Annotated in this window: 14 protein-coding genes; 7 read left to right on the top strand and 7 right to left on the bottom strand. The window is 72.5% G+C overall.

The annotated features are described in order from the left end of the window. Positions 1 to 768 carry a bestrophin-like domain gene (locus ACQB60_RS29095; protein ID WP_496929060.1) on the top strand — a complete coding sequence of 256 codons (768 nt, stop codon included), beginning with the start codon at positions 1 to 3 and terminating at the stop codon, positions 766 to 768. A gap of 59 nt (positions 769 to 827) precedes the next feature. Here ACQB60_RS29095 and alc read toward each other — a convergent pair whose 3' ends face one another. Beyond that, positions 828 to 1,949 carry an allantoicase gene (alc, locus tag ACQB60_RS29090; RefSeq protein ID WP_496929059.1) on the bottom strand — a complete coding sequence of 374 codons (1,122 nt, stop codon included), beginning with the start codon at positions 1,947 to 1,949 and terminating at the stop codon, positions 828 to 830. A 4-nt stretch (positions 1,950 to 1,953) separates the two neighbouring features. Then, complete coding sequence (allB, locus tag ACQB60_RS29085; RefSeq protein WP_496929058.1) at positions 1,954 to 3,291, bottom strand: allantoinase AllB; 1,338 nt, start codon at positions 3,289 to 3,291, stop codon at positions 1,954 to 1,956. A gap of 404 nt (positions 3,292 to 3,695) precedes the next feature. Here allB and ACQB60_RS29080 point away from each other — a divergent pair, with 404 nt between their 5' ends. Beyond that, entirely contained in the window at positions 3,696 to 4,526 is an 831-nt protein-coding gene (locus ACQB60_RS29080) for an IclR family transcriptional regulator (protein ID WP_496929057.1), read from the top strand. Positions 4,527 to 4,606: 80 nt separating this feature from the next. Here the strand turns inward: ACQB60_RS29080 and ACQB60_RS29075 are convergent, their stop codons facing one another. Then, positions 4,607 to 5,296, bottom strand: coding sequence for an ABC transporter ATP-binding protein (locus ACQB60_RS29075; RefSeq protein WP_496929056.1), 690 nt, complete (start codon positions 5,294 to 5,296; stop codon positions 4,607 to 4,609). 43 nt (positions 5,297 to 5,339) lie between these two features. Then, positions 5,340 to 6,476, bottom strand: coding sequence for an ABC transporter permease (locus tag ACQB60_RS29070; protein ID WP_496929055.1), 1,137 nt, complete (start codon positions 6,474 to 6,476; stop codon positions 5,340 to 5,342). A 222-nt stretch (positions 6,477 to 6,698) separates the two neighbouring features. On the opposite strand from ACQB60_RS29070, the gene ACQB60_RS29065 reads away from it, so the two are divergent. Together ACQB60_RS29065 and ACQB60_RS29060 are read left to right on the top strand one after the other, a co-directional pair. Next, positions 6,699 to 7,925 carry a sensor histidine kinase gene (locus ACQB60_RS29065; RefSeq protein ID WP_496929054.1) on the top strand — a complete coding sequence of 409 codons (1,227 nt, stop codon included), beginning with the start codon at positions 6,699 to 6,701 and terminating at the stop codon, positions 7,923 to 7,925. After that, positions 7,922 to 8,569, top strand: coding sequence for a response regulator (locus ACQB60_RS29060; protein WP_496929053.1), 648 nt, complete (start codon positions 7,922 to 7,924; stop codon positions 8,567 to 8,569). Before ACQB60_RS29065 ends, ACQB60_RS29060 begins: the two co-directional genes overlap by 4 nt. On the opposite strand, the gene ACQB60_RS29055 is transcribed toward ACQB60_RS29060, so the two are convergent. Then, positions 8,570 to 9,526: a DUF6183 family protein gene (locus ACQB60_RS29055; protein ID WP_496929052.1), complete on the bottom strand. Its 957-nt coding sequence runs from the start codon at positions 9,524 to 9,526 to the stop codon at positions 8,570 to 8,572. Between the two features lie 122 nt (positions 9,527 to 9,648). Between ACQB60_RS29055 and ACQB60_RS29050 the strand changes: the two genes are divergently transcribed. Then, a complete protein-coding gene (locus ACQB60_RS29050; RefSeq protein WP_496929051.1) occupies positions 9,649 to 14,235 on the top strand; it encodes a DUF6531 domain-containing protein in 4,587 nt (1,528 codons plus the stop codon). 140 nt (positions 14,236 to 14,375) lie between these two features. On the opposite strand, the gene ACQB60_RS29045 is transcribed toward ACQB60_RS29050, so the two are convergent. After that, on the bottom strand, positions 14,376 to 14,942 hold the full coding sequence (locus tag ACQB60_RS29045) for a universal stress protein (RefSeq protein ID WP_496929050.1): 567 nt from the start codon (positions 14,940 to 14,942) through the stop codon (positions 14,376 to 14,378). An 83-nt stretch (positions 14,943 to 15,025) separates the two neighbouring features. Here ACQB60_RS29045 and yczR point away from each other — a divergent pair, with 83 nt between their 5' ends. Then, positions 15,026 to 16,495 carry a MocR-like transcription factor YczR gene (gene yczR, locus ACQB60_RS29040; protein WP_496929049.1) on the top strand — a complete coding sequence of 490 codons (1,470 nt, stop codon included), beginning with the start codon at positions 15,026 to 15,028 and terminating at the stop codon, positions 16,493 to 16,495. Between the two features lie 72 nt (positions 16,496 to 16,567). Here the strand turns inward: yczR and ACQB60_RS29035 are convergent, their stop codons facing one another. Continuing rightward, positions 16,568 to 16,879, bottom strand: a complete 312-nt coding sequence (locus ACQB60_RS29035; protein ID WP_496929048.1) for a DUF5955 family protein — start codon at positions 16,877 to 16,879, stop codon at positions 16,568 to 16,570. A 256-nt stretch (positions 16,880 to 17,135) separates the two neighbouring features. Between ACQB60_RS29035 and ACQB60_RS29030 the strand changes: the two genes are divergently transcribed. Further along, on the top strand, positions 17,136 to 17,807 hold the full coding sequence (locus ACQB60_RS29030) for a nucleotidyltransferase family protein (protein WP_496929047.1): 672 nt from the start codon (positions 17,136 to 17,138) through the stop codon (positions 17,805 to 17,807). The last annotated feature ends 260 nt before the right edge of the window (positions 17,808 to 18,067 follow it).

Genomic DNA, 18,067 nt, shown 5'->3' with positions numbered 1-18,067 from the left:
GTGCCCCTCTGGTTCCAGGGACTGTTCGCGGTGGGCCTCGCGGTCGCCCTCGCGCACCTCACCCTGTTCGCGACGGGGCGCCTCTTCCCCGCCGACGACAAGCGCTCCGTGGACAACACCATCATCAGCGCCGCGCTCGGCACGATCGGCGGCGCCTACGCCCTGCTCCTCTCCTTCACGATCTCCGTGGTCTGGCACAACTACGCCGACACCCAGGCGATCGTGGCCCGCGAGGCCAACGCGGTGGCCGACTTGGAACGGATGTCCCGCGGCTTCTCGCTGCCCGTCCAGCGGGAGGTGCAGGACGCCTCCCGTACGTACATGAGACTCACCGTCGACGAGGAGTGGGCGCTGCTCGCCGAGGGCCGCTCCAGCGTGCGCGCGGACGCCAGCCTGGTCGAACTCTGGCACGTCTACACGGAGATGCCGCCCGCCGACCGGTCCTCGTCCCTGTACTCGCAGTCACTCACGCGCCTCAACGAGGTCGGCGACAACCGCCGTATGCGGCTGCTCACCGCCACCGAGTCGATCCCTACGGTGATCGTGTTCCTGCTGTACGCGGGCGCGGCCGTGACGATGACGCTGACCTGTCTTTACTCGATGAAGAGCAGACGCCTGCACCGCGTCCTGCTCACCTTCCTGGCCGCGATCCTCTCCTTCGGCCTGTTCCTGATCAGCTCCCTGGACCAGCCCTTCGGCACCAAGCTCCCGATCTCGCCGGAACCGCTCAGGTACGTGCTCGCGCACATGCAGCAACTGGAGTACTGACAAAGGAAAATGGGGCACACCGGGGCTGTCCTCCCGGTGTGCCCCAAGGGCGGGTGTCGTCAGCCGCCCAGCTCCTGGTGGCGGGCCGCCAGCCTGGCCGTGCCGGTCTCCGTCAGGGAGCCGAAGAGGCGCAGGCGGGAGAAGCCGCCGTCCGGGAAGATGTCGATGCGGACGTGGGTGCCGACCGCGGGGGTGTCCAGGACGAAACGGTGGTTCGTGTCGGGCTGCAGGCGGGTGCGGGGCAGGAACTCCTGCCACTCCGCGTCCTCGCTCGACTTGATGGAGAGCGAGGCCCAGCCGGCCGAGTTGCCCTTCAGGTACGCCGTGTCGATCTCGATCGCGCGGATCGAGGACTCGGCGACGAGCTGGTAGTTGATCCAGTCGTTGCCGTTGTCGCGGCGGCGCGCGGTCTCCCAGCCGTCGTCCATCTTGCGGGAGCGGCCCGGGTTGATGGTGTTGACCGGGGAGGAGTAGAAGCGGTTGGAGGCGTCCAGGACCTGGCCGCCGTTCTCCAGGGCGACCACGTCGAACGAGCCGAGCGCGGCGAGCCACTTGGGGTCGGGCACGACCTCGCCGTAGACGCGCAGGCGGGCGATGCCGCCGTCGGGGTGCTGGTTGACGCGCAGGTGCGTGAAGCGCTGCTCGGCCGTCACCTCGAAGCCGTTGGCGGCGTGGCCGCCGACGGGCGTACGGGGAACGATCGTCGTCCACTTGACGTCGTCGGAGAGGAGTTCCTCCGGGGTCGGGGCGCCCTCGACGCTGGCCGCCTCGACCGAGACCGCCTGCGGCATGTTGCCGCGGAAGTGGGCGGTGTCGACGACGACGCCGCGGATGACGCCGGGGGCGCCGAGGCGGACGAGCGCCCAGTCGTGGTCCTCGGCGGTCGGCCAGGGCTGCTCGGCGGAGACGCCGCGGCGGCGGCGGGTCTCCCAGCCGTCCATGACCTTGCCCTTGTGGCCGAAGTGCTCGGGGTCGAACTCGGCGGGCTCGGGGACGAGGAGGTTCTCGCGCTGGGCGAAGAACTCGTCGTTGGCGGCGATGACGCCCGCGCCGAGCTGGCGGTCGGCGAGGTTGGCGTACTGGGTGAAGGGGAAGTCGGCGGTGCGGTAGTCCGCGTACGGCTCGGTGCCCGGGGTGTACGGGTTCGCGTTGCCGGTGAACGAAGGTATGGACCCGGTCACGGTGTCAGTTCTTCCTTTCGAGAAGGCGGCCGGTGGGCTCGGTGAGCTCGCCGTTGTGCTGAATGCGCCGACCGCGCAGCCACGTGGACTTCACGACGCCGTGCAGGGTCTTGCCCGCGTACGCCGTGACCTTGTTGCGGTGCTGCAGCTCGGCCGCGTCGACGGTGAAGGTCTCTTCGGGCGCGAGGACCGCGATGTCGGCGTCGCGGCCGGCCTCGATGGCGCCCTTCTGGTCGAGGCCGACGAGGGCGGAGGTGCGCTCGGACATCCAGCGCACCACGTCCTCCAGGGAGTGACCGCGCTTGCGCGCCTCCGTCCAGACGGCGGACAGGCTGAGCTGGAGGCCGGAGATGCCGCCCCACGCGGTCGCGAAGTCGTCGGTCTTGAGGTCGGCGGTCGACGGGGAGTGGTCGGTGACGATGCAGTCGATCGTGCCGTCGGCGAGCGCCTCCCACAGCAGGTCCTGGTTGGCGGCCTCGCGGATGGGCGGGCAGCACTTGAACTCGCTGGCACCGTCCGGGACTTCCTCGGCGGTCAGGGTGAGGTAGTGCGGGCATGTCTCGACGGTCAGCTTGACGCCCTCGGCCTTCGCCGCGGCGATCAGCGGCAGCGCGTCCGAGGAGGAGAGGTGCAGGACGTGGACGCGGGCGCCGATCCGCTTGGCGGTGTCGATGAGGCCCTTGATCGCTACGTCCTCGGAGATACGGGGACGGGTCGCGAGGTAGTCGTCGTACTTGGGGCCGCTGTGGTGCGGGGCGACGTCCAGCTCGTGCGGGTCCTCGGCGTGCACGATGAGCAGGCCGCCGAAGCCCGCGATCTCGGCCATGGAGGCGGTGAGCTGGTCCCCGTTCAGGTGCGGGAACTCATCCACGCCCGAGGGCGACAGGAAGCACTTGAAGCCGTAGACCCCGGCGTCGTGCAGGGGCTTGAGGTCGCGGACGTTGTCCGGCAGGGCGCCGCCCCAGAAGCCGACGTCGATGTGCGCCTTGCTGCGCGCGACGTCCTGCTTCGTACGGAGGTTGTCGACCGTCGTGGTCGGCGGCAGGGAGTTGAGGGGCATGTCGACGAGGGTCGTGATGCCGCCGACGGCCGCGGCGCGGGTGGCGGTCCAGAAGCCCTCCCACTCGGTGCGGCCCGGGTCGTTCACGTGGACGTGGGTGTCGACGATTCCGGGCAGCAGGACGTCGTCGCCGAAGTCCTCCAGGCGGGCGCCGTCCGGCACCGGGGCGTCGTACGCCTCAACTGCCGTGATCTTCCCGGCGGATACGGTGACCGAGGCGGCGCGCGTCCCCTCGGGGGTGATGACGCGCGTCGAGCGCAGCACCAGCTCTACGGTTCCCACGGCTCCCTCGTCGGCCACGCCCGACCCCTCTCCTGTGTGTTTCTCTCTGCGTTCTGCGTTTCTTCTGTTCCGCTACACAGACCTTTTGGTTCCGCTTAACGGAATTCAACGTTCTGTTGAAGGAGTTTTCACGCTCGGACCTGAACCGTCAAGGGCCTGGACGTTTCCACAAAGTGGAATTAGAATTCCGACAGCCAGAACGTAGCTCCGTACAACGGGACCGGGCAGCGGCGTGGGGACGCGTGCGTGGAGACACGGACAAAGGCCCCCTGACCGGCCAAGACCCCGCGACGCTCCAGCGCCCCCTTGGAAAACGGGCGGGTAGGCTGCTGCCTTGCCTGCCAGCACCTCGGCTTGCCTGCCAGCTCCAAGGGTGTGCCTGCCAGTCCCGAAAGGAACGCGCCGTGCCGACGTCTCACGCCAGCGACGCTTCGACTGCGAACGACGCCTCGACTGCGAACGCCGCCAAGTCCGCCCCCGCGAGCGGCGGCGTCCAGTCCCTTGAGCGCGCCTTCGACCTGCTCGAGCGGATGGCCGACGCCGGGGGCGAGGTCGGCCTCAGCGAGCTCTCCGCGAGCAGCGGCCTGCCCCTTCCGACGATCCACCGCCTGATGCGCACCCTGGTCGCCTGCGGCTATGTGCGCCAGCAGCCCAACCGCCGCTACTCGCTCGGCCCCCGCCTGATCCGCCTCGGCGAGTCCGCGTCCCGCCTGCTCGGCACCTGGGCCCGCCCCTACCTGGCCCGCCTGGTCGAGGAGACCGGCGAGACGGCGAACATGGCGCTCCTCGACGGCGACGAGATCGTGTACGTGGCGCAGGTGCCCTCCAAGCACTCGATGCGGATGTTCACCGAGGTGGGCCGCCGTGTCCTGCCCCACTCCACGGGCGTGGGCAAGGCGCTGCTCGCGCACACCCCGCCGGAGGAGGTGCGCGCGCTCCTGGCCCGCACCGGGATGCCCGCGGCCACCGAGAAGACGATCACGACGCCCGAGGGCTTCCTCGACGCCCTTGAGGACGTCCGCAGGACCGGGTACGCGGTCGACGACAACGAACAGGAGATCGGCGTGCGCTGCCTCGCGGTATCGGTCCCCAACTCGCCGACCTCCGCGGCCATTTCGATCTCGGGTCCGGCAGGGCGTGTGACCGAGGCGGCCACGGACAAGATCGTGCCCATCCTTCAGCAGGTGGCGGCGGAACTGTCGGTGGCCCTCGCCAGCTCGGGGACCGGGGCCTGAGTCGGGCGCCCTCTTCTTCTGGGGGCTCCGCCCCCAGACCCCCCGTACCGGCCTGAATGGCCTCTTCCTCGGCCGCGTCCTCAGACGGCGGACGGCCTGTGGGGCGCCCGCACCCGGCCGTCCACCAGCTCCACCACCTCGTCCGCCACCGCCAGCCGCGCCCGGTCATGGGTGACGAGGACCGTCGCCGTCTCCCGCTCCCGCGTCAGGCGGGCCAGCAGCTCCATGACCGCCGCGCCCCGCTCGTGGTCGAGCGCGCTCGTGGGCTCGTCGACCAGGAGCACCGCGGGCTCGTTCATCAGCGCCCGCGCGATGCCGATCCGCTGGCGCTGGCCGCCGGAGAGCTGGTGCGGCCTGCGGTGCGCCTGGTCCGCGAGTCCCACCGCGGCGAGCAGCTCCCGCGCCCGGGAACGGACTTCGCGGGGGCGGCGCCCGTCCAGGTGCGCCATCAGCTGGAGCTGCTCGACCGCCGTGAGCGAGGCCAGCAGGTTCGGCTGCTGGAACACGATGCCCATCCGGCGCCGCCGCAGCTCGGCCCGCTCGGAACGGGACAGCGCCCCCGTCTCCGTACCGTCGACGCGGACCCGCCCCCGGTCCGGCGTGACCAGCGTCGCGGCGACCGCGAGGAGGCTGGACTTGCCGGAGCCGGAGGGGCCGACGACGGCGGTGAGGGTCCCGGCCGGGACGTCCAGGCTCACGGCGTCGAGAGCGGTGAGCCGGCCGTCGCCGTCGGGGTAGGTCAGCGTGATGTCTTCGAGGGCGAGGCTCATCGGGCACTTCCCGGGGCGGTGAGAGCGGTGGTGGCTGTACGGGTCATCGGGCGCTTCCCAGCGCGGTCAGGGGGTCGACGGCGGTGATCCGGCGCACGGAGAGCCCGGCGCCCAGCGCGCCGAGGGCGATCATCACGGCGGCGGGCCACAGGACGGTCGGGGGATCCAGGACGAAGGGCACGTCGCCGCCGCTGATCAGGCCGCCGACCGCGACCGCGATCCCGGTGCCCGCGGCCGTACCGGCGGCGAGCATGACCAGCGCCTGCCCGAGAGCGTCCCGCAGCAGATACGGGGTGGAGGCCCCCAGCGCCTTGAGGACGGCGATGTCCCCCGCGCGCTGGATCGTCCACACCGTGAAGAACGCCCCTATCACCAGCGCGGAGATGACGAAGAGGAAGCCACGCATCAGCTGGAGCGAGCCGTTCTCGGCCTGGTAGGAGCCGATGGCGGTGAGCGCGCCGTCCAGGGACTTCGTCTCGGTCCCGGCGGCCTTGTCGCCCGCCGCGAGGTCGATGCCCCCGTCGCTGTCGTCCGTGCGCAGGGCGATGACGGTCGCCTGGTCGCCCCGGTCCGTGCCGCGGTGGCCGAGCCGCTGCCAGTCGTCGAGCGCGGTCCAGACGACGGGCGTGTGGCTGTACGAGGCGGTGCCCGCGATGCGTGCGACGCGCCCTTCGACCGCGCCGCCGCCGAGCCGCACCATGTCGCCGACCCGGACCCCGAGCTCGTCCGCCGCCTTCTCGGAGAGCACGAGCCGCCCCGGTCCGATCCCCCGGGGCGCGATCCCCGAGTCCGGCTCGACGCCGAAGGCGGACACGGCGGCGGAACGGCTCCCGTCTCCGGCAGTGGTCCGGTCCCCCTCAGTGGCCCGATCCCCCGCCGTGGCGTTCAGGGTGCTGATCCCGATGGGCTCCGCCGAGCGCACGCCGGGCTGCCCTGCCCACTGCGCCCAGGCGCGCCGCTCGACCTGGGAGTTGGTGAAGGAGACGGACTGGCCGCCCGGCGGCGCGGCGAACGCGAGGTGGTCCGCGGGCAGGCCCGTGATCGCCGAGGTGTTCTCGCGGGCGAGCCCCGCGGTGAGCCCCGACAGCAGGCCGACGAGCAGGGTGATCAGCACGACGACGGTTCCCATCAGGACGAACCGCCCCTTGGCGAACCGCAGGTCTCTCCATGCGACGAACATGGCCCCCACCCTGCGTGCCGGGGCCCCGCACGGGCATCGCGCCACGGCACGCTTCACCCGAATCGAAGGAGGGAGGCGGGCTTCAAACTTTTGGTTGACGGGGGTGGGGAGGGACCGGCTTACGGTGGAGGGGGCTCTGCGTATGGGGCGGGGCCTTCGGGTCTTTGGGCTCACGGGTGTCCGGGCCTTCGGCGGCGGGGCCCGCTTACGCTGGAGGTGACCATGAAGCCCGCACAGCACACCCCCGTGGCCCGCGCCCTGCGCCTCTCGTTGCACGCCCTGCTCGTCGGGCTGCTGTGCCTCGTGGTGGTGCGGGCGCTGACCGGCGACGCAGCGCGGCCGGCGGCCGTCGTCACCGCGGCCGCGGTCATGGGCGCCGTCTACGCCGCGGGCGCCGCCCGGCCCTCCGTCGGACAGACACAACGCACCGCGGCCCTCTGGCTCGCGGCACTCGGCGCGACGTGGCTGGCGCTGCTCGCCCTCTCGCCCGACGGGCTCTGGCTCGCCTTCCCCCTCTACTTCCTCCAGCTGCACCTGCTGCCGCTGCGCTGGGGGCTGCCCGCCGTGGCGGCGACAGCTGCCGCCGCGATCGCGAGCTTCCTGCTGCACGGCGCGGAGGTCACACCGGGCTCCTTCATAGGCCCCGTGCTCGGAGGGGCCGTCGCCGTCGCCGTCGTCCTCGGCTACGAGGCGCTGTACCGCGAGAGCGAACGCCGCCGCGAGCTCATCGACGAGCTCATCGCCACCCGCGCCGAGCTCGCCGCCGCCGAGCGCACCGCGGGCACCCTCGCCGAGCGCGAGCGCCTGGCCCGCGAGATCCACGACACCCTGGCGCAGGGCCTCTCCTCGATCCAGCTCCTCCTGCGGGCGGCCCAGCGCGCGCTGCCCTCCGGCTCCCCCGCGGCCCCGCACATCGAGCAGGCCCGCACCGCCGCGCAGGACAACCTCGCCGAGGCCCGCCGCTTCGTCCGCGCCCTCACCCCGCCCGACCTCGCGCACGACTCGCTCGCCGGGGCGCTGCGGCGGCTGTGCGAGTCCAGCACCACGCCCCGGGTCCGGTGCACGGTGAGCGGCACCCCGACCGAGCTCCCGACCCCGTACGAGGTGGCCCTGCTCCGCGTCGCCCAGTCCGCGCTCGCCAACACGGTGCGGCACGCGGAGGCCGAGCGCGCGGAGATCACGCTCACGTTCATGGACGCCTCGGTGACGCTGGACGTGGTGGACGACGGACGGGGCTTCGATCCGTCCGACCCGGGGGCGGAGCGCGTACCCGGGGTGCCGGAGGGCGGGTTCGGGCTGCCCGCGATGCGCTCGCGCGCCGAGTCCCTCGGCGGCACGTTCACCGTCGAGTCCGCCGCCGGACAGGGCACCGCCGTGGCGATGTCCCTGCCGCTGCCCGCCCGCCCGGTCCACCCGGCCCCGGCTCGCCCCCTGGAGCGCTCCGCATGACCGGCCGCCCGGCCGGAACGATCCGTCTGCTCCTCGCCGACGACCACCCCGTGGTCCGCGCGGGCCTGCGCGCCGTCCTCGACGCCGAGCCGGACTTCACGATCGTCGCGGAGGCCGCCACCGCCGAGGCCGCGGCGGAACGGGCCGCCGACGGCGACGTGGACGTCGTGCTCATGGACCTCCAGTTCGGCGCCGGGATGCACGGCTCCGAGGCCACGGCGGCGATCACCGCGCGCGAGGGCGCGCCGCGGGTGCTCGTCCTCACCACGTACGACACCGACGCGGACATCCTGGCGGCGGTCGAGGCGGGCGCGGCGGGCTACCTCCTCAAGGACGCCCCGCCCGAGGAACTGGCCGCGGCGGTACGCACGGCGGCCTCGGGCCGCTCCGCCCTCGCCCCCGCGATCGCCCACCGCCTGATGGACCGCATGCGGGCCCCCGCCGAGGCCCTGAGCCGCCGCGAACTCGAAGTCCTCCACCTCGTCCGCGCCGGCCTCTCCAACCAGCAGATCAGCAAGGAACTGTTCCTGAGCCAGGCGACGGTGAAGTCCCATCTGGTGCACATCTACGCGAAGTTGGGCGTGGACTCGCGGACGGGTGCGGTGGCCGCGGCGGTGGAACGCGGGCTGATCCGCTGGGGCTAGTCAGTCCGTACCCGTATCCGTCGCAGCAAGCACCGCGACCCGCCTGCCCCCCGGATCCAGCACCGCGAACCCCACGTCCGCCGTATCGTGCTGGAACCAGTCGCTGTACACCACGAAGCGCAGCCAGCGGTGCTCGGCCGCCCGCAGGACCGCCTCCATGGGTGGCGTCCCCGCGGGCCCCGCGGCCTCGCCGAGCAGGGCGTACAGGCCGCGCCACGCGTACAGACGGGAGTAGGCGCCGTACTGGGGAAGGCCGTTGACGCCCCCGTTGGCGGCGGCCGCGTACAGCGTGTTGGCCACGTCGTCGACGGCCGTCCGGCACGCGGCGTCCCGGCCCGCGCGCCGCCCCTCCCCCGCCAGGCAGTCCAGGGGCAGCGCAGTGAGGAGGGACAGCCCGAAGTCGTCGGCCGTCACCGGCTCCGCCAGCTCGAAGAACCGTGCCTCGGGCACCCGGGCCCAGCCTCCGGCGACGAACGCCTCGCCCGCCGCCCTGGTCCGCTCCGCGTCCTGGATCTCCCGCGCCGCCGCCCCCGCCACGGCCCCGCGGCCCGTCCCTGGCACCTCGGGAAACCGCGCCCGCAACTGGTCCGCCGTCTTGACGGGCAGCGCCCCGCGCACCCGCACCCCGAACCGGTGCTCGACGTCGAGCCGCGCCCCCGGCAGCCAGGCCAGCGGATGCCCCAGCTCGCCGAGCCGCACGGCATAGGCATCCAGAACAGCGGACCGCCCGACCGACGACCCGCCGCCCATCAGCGCCAACTCCCCCAGCACACACGCCCGGAGCTCCACCCCGGGGTCGGCGAGGCTCTGCGGCGGCTCGGCGAAGAGCGGCTCCAACGCCGCGGGCCGCCGCCCCTTGGCCAGTTCGGCGGCGAGCCCGCGCAGCTGCTCGGGTCGGGTCGCGGCCATCCGCCGCAGCTCCGCGGGGTCGGGCAGGGTCACCTGGTCATCGTTCACGCCGGGAGTCTACGAGCCCCCTTCGGCTTAGAGGTTTCGCCTGGTGGGGAGAAGCCAGTAACTTCCCTGGAGTGTGCGCGTATTGAACGCGTATGGACAAAGCGCGTGCAACGGGGGCGAACGTGAATCACAGGCCGGCGGACTGGCATGTCCTGGATCTGGACAAAGACCCGACTCCGGGTGATCCGCAGCGGGTTCGTCAACTCGCCAAGAACCTGCACGACTTCGCCGACGATGTGTCCGATGTGCTCCGTGACATCAAGGGGATGGCGGGCGAGGACGCGATCCTGTCCTGGGCGGGCAAGACCGCCGAGTCCTTCACGGCCGAGTTCGAGGACGCCCCGGGCAAGCTGAAGAAGCTCAAGAAGAGCTACGAGATGGCCGGTGACGCGCTCGCGGACTACTGGCCCAAGCTGGAGCGCGCGCAGGCCCTCGCCGACAAGGCCCTGGCGAAGGGCCGTGAGGCTCAAGGGGACTTGACCGACGCCAAGTCCAAGCTGTCCTCCGCCGACTCCTGGGTCGACCGCGCCGGGAAAGAAGCCGACAAGTACAAGGACAAGGACGGCGGGGGCAAGGGAGACGTCCCCAAGCCGGACGAGGACAAGGTCAAGGCCGCCACCCGCAACGCCCACGCCGCCGAGAAGGCCCAGTCCGACGCCAAGACCGACGTCTCCAACGCGCAGAGCGCCCTGGATGCCGCCAAGAAGATGGCCGAGGACGCGCGCAAGATGCGCGAGGACGCCGCGGGCGTCGCGAAGAAGAAGGTCGACGACGCCTCCGACGCGGGCATCCACAACCGCAAGTGGTGGGAGGAGGTCGGCGACTGGGTCTCCGACAACTGGGACACCATCGTCGCCGTCTGCAAGGTCGTCGTCGCCGTGGTCGGCGTCATCGCGATGATCATCGGCGGGCCCATCCTCGCCGCCATCGTCGTCGTCGCCGCACTCGTCGTCCTCGCCGACACCCTCAACAAATACGCCAAGGGACAAGCAAGCCTCCTCGACGTGGCGTTCGCCGCGCTCGACTGCATACCCGGCGGCAAGGGCATCACCTCCGTCGGCAAACTCGCCAAGGGCCTCAAGGGCCTCCGCAATGGCGGTCTCAAAGGTCTGACCAAGGGGCTCAAGAGCGGCCTGCGGCGCGAGGCCGACGACGTGGCGACCAGCAAGCCGGCCAAGAGCCGCTGCAAGAACGGCGACCCGATCGACATGGTCTCCGGCGAGATGATCATGGAGGAGACCGACGTCGACCTCCCGGGCCTGCTCCCGCTGGTCCTGCGCCGCACCCACCTGTCGAGCTACACACAGGGCCGCTGGTTCGGCCCGTCCTGGGCCTCCACGCTCGACGAACGCCTCGAACTCGACCACGAGGGCGCCCTGTTCGCGACCGAGGACGGCATGATCCTCAGTTACCCGGTCCCCGCGCCCGGTACCTCCGTGCTGCCCCACGAAGGTCCCGCCTGGCCGCTCGACTGGGACGGCGCCCCTGGCGCCCCCATCCGGATCACCGACCCCGAGACCCGACACGTGCGCCACTTCGCCCCGCTCGGCAGACCCACCCGCGCCGACGAGGCGTTCACCCTGCCGCTCGCCGCGATCAGCGACCGCAACGGCCGTCGCGTCGAATTCGACCGGGACCGGCACGGCACGCCGACCGCCGTCCGCGACTCGGCGGGCCGCCATCTGCACGTCGACACCGCGGACGGCCGTGTGACGGGGCTGCGGCTGCGCGACCCCGCCGCCGGCCCAGGCGGCACCACCCTCATCCGCTACGGATACGCCGACGGCAATCTCACAGAGATCGTCAACTCCTCCGGGCTGCCGCTGAAGTTGACGTACGACGACCGGGCGCGCATCACGTCCTGGACCGACCGCAACGACTACTGGTACCGCTTCACCTACGACGACCAGGACCGCTGTGTCCGGGGTGAGGGCGCCGAGGGGCACCTGTCGTGCACCGTCGCGTACGACACGGACGCCCGTACGACGCACTACACCGACTCGCTGGGCCACACCACGGCCTACCGGCACAACGAACGCCTGCAGCTCATCGCCCAGACCGACCCACTCGGCCACACCACGCACGCCGAGTGGGACGCGCGCAACCGGCTGCTCTCCCGCACCGACCCGCTCGGCCACACCGCCCGCTTCGATTACGACGAGCGCGGCAATCTCCTCCGCATCACCCGCCCCGACGGCTCGGTCACGACCGCCGAGTACGACGCCTGGGACCGCCCCGTCGTGACCACGTTGCCGACCGGCGGCACCCGTCGCCACGCCTACGACGAGCAGGGCCGTCCCACCGGGACCATCGACCCGGCAGGCGCCCTCACCGCCTTCACCTACGACGCGTCCGGCGGGCTCACCAGCGTCACGAACGCCCTCGGCGCGACCCACCGCGTCGAGCCCGACGCCACCGGTCTGCCCCTGGTCAACACCGCCCCCTTGGGCGATAGGACCAGCGTGAGGCGGGACGCCTTCGGCCGCGTCGTCGAACTCACCGACACCACGGGAGCCGTCACCCGCACCACCTGGACCGTCGAGGGCCGGACGGCGGAACGGCACCTGCCGGACGGCACCGGCGAGCGGTGGACGTACGACGCCGAGGGCAATGTCGTGCGGTACACCGGCCCCGACGGCCGCGACGTCAGCTACGGGATCACGCACTTCGACCGCCCCGCCTGGCGCACCGAGGCGGACGGCTCCACGGTCCGCTTCACCTACGACACCGAGCTGCGCCTCACGGCGGTGACGAACGCGGCGGACGCCGTGTGGACATACCTCTACGACGCGGCCGGCCGACTGGTCCGGGAGACCGACTTCAACGGCCGCACCCTGGCGTACACCTATGACGCGGCGGGCCACCTCACGGAGCGCGTCAACGGCGCGGGAGACGTGACGACCTACCTGCGTGACGCCTGTGGCCGCGTGGTCGAGCGGCGCTCGGGCGAAACGGTCACCACCTTCGCGTACGACGCCGCGGGCCATCTGGTCCGCGCCGACGCGCCCGGTACGACGCTCACCCTCACCCGCGATCTGTCCGGGCGCGTCGTCACCGAGGAGTGCAACGGCCGGACGCTGCACAGCACTTATGACGCCCTCGGCAGGCGCGTGGTCCGCCGCACCCCCGCGGGCACGGTCACCGAGTGGGAGTGGGACGCCAACAACCGGCCTGTCGGCATGCGGGTCGCGGAGCATGAACTCGCCTTCGCCTACGGCGTGTCGGGGCACGAGACGGAGCGCCACATCGGCGGCTCGACGGTCCTGACGCAGGAGTGGGACGCGGGCCACCGGCTGACCGGGCAGACGCTCACATCGGCGCCCTCGGGCGCGGATCCCGTGCTCCGGCGCACCTACACCTACGGGCAGGACGGCGGCCTGACCGCCATCGACGACCAGACGTTCGGCAGGCGCGGCTTCACCCACGACCGCGCCGGCCGCGTCGAGACGGTCACCGCGGCGGGCTGGTCGGAGCGGTACGCCTATGACGCGTCGGGCAACGTGAGCAGCGCCACGACGCCGGGTGGCGACGGGCACGAGGGACCCGAGGGACGCCACGCGTCCCGCGATCTCCAGGACACCCCGTCCCCGCAGGGCGAGCGTGTCTACGACGGCACGCTGGTCCGCAGGTCGGGCCACATCACCTACCTCCACGACACGCAGGGCCGCGTCGTCCGCCAGACCCGCAAACTCCTGTCGGGCGGCGCCCGCGTGTGGACGTACGCCTGGGACTCGGAGGACCGCCTGACGGCCGTCACGACGCCGGACGGCGCCCACTGGACGTACGCGTACGACGGTTTGGGGCGCCGCGTCGCCAAACGCCTCCTCGCCGACGACGGCACCGTGGCCGAGGAGACCACGTTCACCTGGGACGGCACGCGCCTCGCGGAGCAGCGGAGCACGGGCGACGGGGCGACGACGAGCTGGGAGTGGGCACCGAACACCAACCGCGCCCTGGTCCAACTCGAAGGCAGGGCGGGCGAGACGGACCGGCTCGACCAGTCCGAGGTCGACCGCCGGTTCTACGCCATCGTCACCGACCTGGTCGGCACGCCCACCGAACTGGTCGACGAGGACGGCCGGGTGGCGTGGCGCGCCCGCACCACCCTGTGGGGCACACCCGCGGCCGTCCCCCACGACGGCACCGGCGCCGACTGCCCGCTCCGCTTCCCCGGCCAGTACCGCGATCCCGAGACCGGCCTGCACTACAACTTCCGCCGCTACTACGACCCGGCCAACGCCCGCTACCTCTCCCCCGACCCGCTCGGCCTCGCCCCCGCCCCCAACCACCACGCCTACGTCCTCAACCCCCTGCGCTGGACCGACCCCTGGGGCCTCGCCCCGAGCTGCGACGGCAACCATGGCCTCACCCAGGACCGTGAGACCCACATCGAGGGCCAGCACGGACCCGGCGCCCAGGAACGCGCCCGCGACACCGCTCCCTACGGCGAAGAACCCAACATCCCGGGCGAGTTCAGCGACGACTTCCTCTGGGACGGCGACAACTTCGCCCTCAGCAACCGGCTCCGCGAAGGCATCCAGGGCACTCCGGCCATGCCCAACCCCCGGGCGCGCATGGGCGACGACTCCCACATCCACCAGTTCGAGTGGGAAGGCGGCACCGTGGGCCTCAACGGCAGCGGCAACCCGACGAACAGGGTCGAGGTCGTCATCCGCAACGGCAACATCCATACGGCCTACCCGATCTGACGGAACCGTCCGCCGGAACGGATCGCCGACGGGGGGCTCCGCGGTCTGCAGTCCGGCGAGATGGAGTGGTGGTCCAAGGCCCAGCCGCCGCCCCTCCGCGGCGCGAAGAGGCCCCAGCCCTCACCGGTGGCCCGGACACCTCACCCCACCGCCGCGAAGTCCTCCACCGAAACCCTCCGCAAGGCCCGCCCCAGCCCCCTCGGCAGCGCGGGCGCCCGCACCACCAGCACCCCGCACCCCGCCCGCCGCAGCACCCTCCGCAGCACCCGCCCCCGCGCCGGGCCCCTCACCCGGCCGCCCCAACTCCGCGCGCTCGCACGGGAGCCAAGCACCAGCAGGTCGTCCGGCCGCGACGCCGTCCCGCACAACGCCGCCGCCGGACGCCCCCGCACCACCCAGCGCGCCACCTCGACGCCCCTCGGCGTGCCCCCGAAGACCTCCTCGAAGGCGCGGTCGAGGCGGGTCCGCGCCTCGCGCCTCCAGTACTCGGCCCACTCCTTGTCGGGGTTGCGCAGGTACAGGGCCTCACCCTCCGGGGGTTCCCAGGCCAGGACCGCGAGCAGGGGACGGCCGCTGTTCCTGGCCTCCGCCGCGGCCGCCCGCAGCGCCGCGAGGCTCGCGAGCGAGCCGGTCACTCCGACGACGACGCGGCCCGTTCCCTCGGTCTCCCTCTCCGTTCTCCCCGTCTCCGTGCTCTCCGTACGCACTACTGCCTCCCCTTTCCGTGCCAACGCACCCGACTCTGTACTCTCATTGGCCTGGATGGCAGGGCCAATACGCGGGAGTTGGCATGGCAGAGGCACGAGTGGTCCACTCCGTGGACAGGCGGCTCGGCAGCAGGCAGCTGGCGGGGCTCGTCACCGCCGCGGGCGGGGAGCACCCGGGCTATCGCGCGCTCGCGCAGGGCGTGCGGACGCTGCTGCTCGACGGGCGCATTCCGCTGCACACGCGGCTGCCCGCCGAGCGGGAGTTCGCGGTCGCGCTCGGGGTGAGCCGGGCCACCGTCACCGCCGCCTATGACGTGTTGCGCGAGGGCGGGTTCGCGCGCAGCCGGCGCGGGGCGGGGACCTGGACCGAGCTGCCCGAGGGGAGCAGGCCCGCCAATCTGGCCGCCTTCCCGGTCGGTGACGGGATGATCGAGCTGGCCTCGGCGGCCCCCGGAGCGCCCCGCGCCGAGCTCGCCGACGCGTTCGCCGCGGCCGGGGAGCAGCTGGCCCAGCACGCCCCGACCCCGGGCTACCACCCTTACGGGCTGCCGGAGTTGCGGGCCGCGATCGCCGAGCGGTTCACGAGGAGGGGGTTGCCGACCCTTCCGGATCAGGTGCTGGTGACCACGGGCGCGCAGCACGCCCTGTCCCTCACGCTCTCCCTTCTCGGGCGTGCCGGCGACCGGGTTCTCGTCGAGAACCCGTCGTATCCGAATGCCCTGGACGCCATGCGCCGTCAGGGGCTGCGGGCCACGCCGGTGCCGGTGACCACCGAGGGGTGGGACACCGACCTGGTGGAGTCCACGCTGCGGCAGGCGGCGCCGCGCATGGCGTATCTCGTGCCGGACTTCCAGAATCCGACGGGCGCCCTGATGCCGGAGGACCAGCGCCGGAAGGTGATCGGGACCGCGCGGGCCACCGGCACCTGGCTGGTCGTCGACGAGACCATCTCGGACATCGCGCTCGACGTGCCGCCGCCCGCGCCCTTCGCCGCGCACGCGCCGCACGGGGCGGCCGAACAGATCGTCACCGTGGGCGGGTTGAGCAAGACGCACTGGGGCGGGCTGCGGGTGGGGTGGGTGCGGGCCGGGTCGCGGCTGATCACCGAGCTGGCGACCGCGCGCGTGCCCTCCGACATGGCGACGCCCGTCATCGAGCAGTTGATCGCGCTGCATCTGCTGGAGCGCACGGACGAGGTGCTGCGTCAGCGCCTGCCGCTGCTGCGGGACCAGCGCGACTCCCTGGCCGCCGCGCTCACGCACCATCTGCCGGAGTGGCGCTGGCGGCTGCCGGCCGGCGGGCTCTCACTCTGGGTGGACCTGGGGCAGCCGGTCGCGTCGGCGCTCGCGCAGGCCGCGCTCGCCCATGGCGTACGGATCGAGAGCGGGGCCCGGTTCGGGGCCGACCCCGGCACGCACGAGCACCGGCTCCGGATCCCCTTCACGGCGCGCGCCGAGGTCGGCGAGGAGGGGGTGCGACGGCTCGCGGCCGCGCTCGCGGGCGGGCTGCCCGCGACGGTACGGGAGGACGGCCACCCGCACTGGGTGGCGTGAATCGTTCGTTCAGGCGGACTATTTGGGCAACTGCAGGGGCGGGCGGGACTGCCGGGAGGGCAAGCGGCGGCGCTAGCGAGGGGGCTCGCCGAAGAGGTCGACGGCGGCCCGCACCCCGCCCAGCGCGGCCGTCAGGGCGCTCACCGAGCCGATCGCCGCGGCGACCAGAAGGAGGGAGCGGCGCAGGCGCGGGACCTCGGGGAGGCCGCCCGCGGCCATCGCGGCGAGCGCGGCCAGCTCGTCCTCGGCGATCGCCCGGTCGGGGAACTCGGCGGGATGCGCGGCCAGTTCACGGCGCAGCCGGGCCACGGCGGTGCGCAGCTCCGCCACTCTGGGGTCCGTACCGGTGTCCGCCACTGTCCGCCGTCCCACACCGCGCAACACAGCTCTCCCCCTCGCACTCCGTTGTGCGATGCCGTCGTGATTCCCGTGATTCCTGTGAATCCCGTGTCGGACCTCTGGTGAGGTCCCGTGCCAGATCTCTTGCCAGTTCAGGTTGGCCGCCGGAAGGCGCTGGTCAAACGCCGGGGGGCCGCGGGCCAGTAAACGCCACGGGAGACGGGCGGCGCCACTTCGGTGGCCGGAATCCGACGCCTCACTTTCCTGTGGGATTCGGGGGGCATTGCGGTATCCAGGAGCCATGACGAGTACACCGGATTCGCCCCGTCCCGTCACGGCAGGTCTGCTGCTCGCCGCCGGTGGCGGGCGGCGGCTCGGCGGGCGACCCAAGGCCCTCCTCGAACACCGCGGCCGCCTCCTCGTGGAGCACGCCGTGGACGTGCTGCGGGCGGGCGGCTGTGAGCGGGTGCACGTGGTGCTCGGAGCGGCCGGTGATGTCGTACGGGAGCGGGCCGCGCTGCCCGGATGCGTCGTGGTCGACAACCCGGACTGGGGCGAGGGCATGGGGTCCTCGCTGCGCGCGGGGCTCGCCTCGCTGCACAGGACCGGGGCGGACCGGACCCGGGCGGACGGGATCGGGGCGGACGGGACCGGGGCGGACGGGACCGGCGTGGCCGCCGCCCTCGTCGTCCTCGTCGACCAGCCGGGCATCGGCGCGGACGCGGTGGCACGCGTCCGCGCCGCCTACCGCTCGCCCGAGACGCTCGCCGCCGCCGCGTACGAGGGGCGGCGCGGGCACCCCGTGCTCTTCGGGTCCGCGCACTGGGCGGGCATCGCGGCGAGCGCGGTGGGCGATCAGGGCGCACGCTCGTATCTGAAGGAGAAGGCGGACGCGGTGACGCTCGTCGAGTGCGGGGACGTCGCGCAGCCGTACGACATCGACACGGAGGCCGACTTGCGCCGCCTCGTCTGAGCGACGGGAAGCCGGGAACCCGCCCCGGGGCCGCGGACGGATCTGGTCCACATGGAGTGACCGGCATGGCACTCAGCGCCATGTTCTGTCGACGAAGAGAATCTCGACGTCAACAAACCATTGAACTTCCACTATGAGGAAACTAGTATCCACTGTTCAGAAGCGCCTTTCCGCTTCGAGAGCGCCTGCGACGGTGCTCGGAGCCCTGGGCACCCAGTGCCACGGCGCACGCTTGTAGACGTAGAGAAGTAGTGAAGTAG

Origin of the sequence: Streptomyces odontotermitis (genome assembly GCF_050510915.1) — a bacterium.
Taxonomy (GTDB): Bacteria; Actinomycetota; Actinomycetes; order Streptomycetales; family Streptomycetaceae; genus Streptomyces.
The sequence above is the reverse complement of the archived record's forward strand: the minus strand, read 5'-3'. Positions and strand labels throughout refer to the sequence as shown.

Bases quoted from the DNA above. Each gene is read 5' to 3' on its own strand.
- ACQB60_RS29075 (WP_496929056.1), bottom strand. From the start codon at position 5,296: ATGAGCCTCGCCCTCGAAGACATCACGCTGACCTACCCCGACGGCGAC.
- ACQB60_RS29070 (WP_496929055.1), bottom strand. From the start codon at position 6,476: ATGTTCGTCGCATGGAGAGACCTGCGGTTCGCCAAGGGGCGGTTCGTC.
- ACQB60_RS29065 (WP_496929054.1), top strand. From the start codon at position 6,699: ATGAAGCCCGCACAGCACACCCCCGTGGCCCGCGCCCTGCGCCTCTCG.
- ACQB60_RS29060 (WP_496929053.1), top strand. From the start codon at position 7,922: ATGACCGGCCGCCCGGCCGGAACGATCCGTCTGCTCCTCGCCGACGAC.
- yczR (WP_496929049.1), top strand. From the start codon at position 15,026: ATGGCAGAGGCACGAGTGGTCCACTCCGTGGACAGGCGGCTCGGCAGC.
- ACQB60_RS29030 (WP_496929047.1), top strand. From the start codon at position 17,136: ATGACGAGTACACCGGATTCGCCCCGTCCCGTCACGGCAGGTCTGCTG.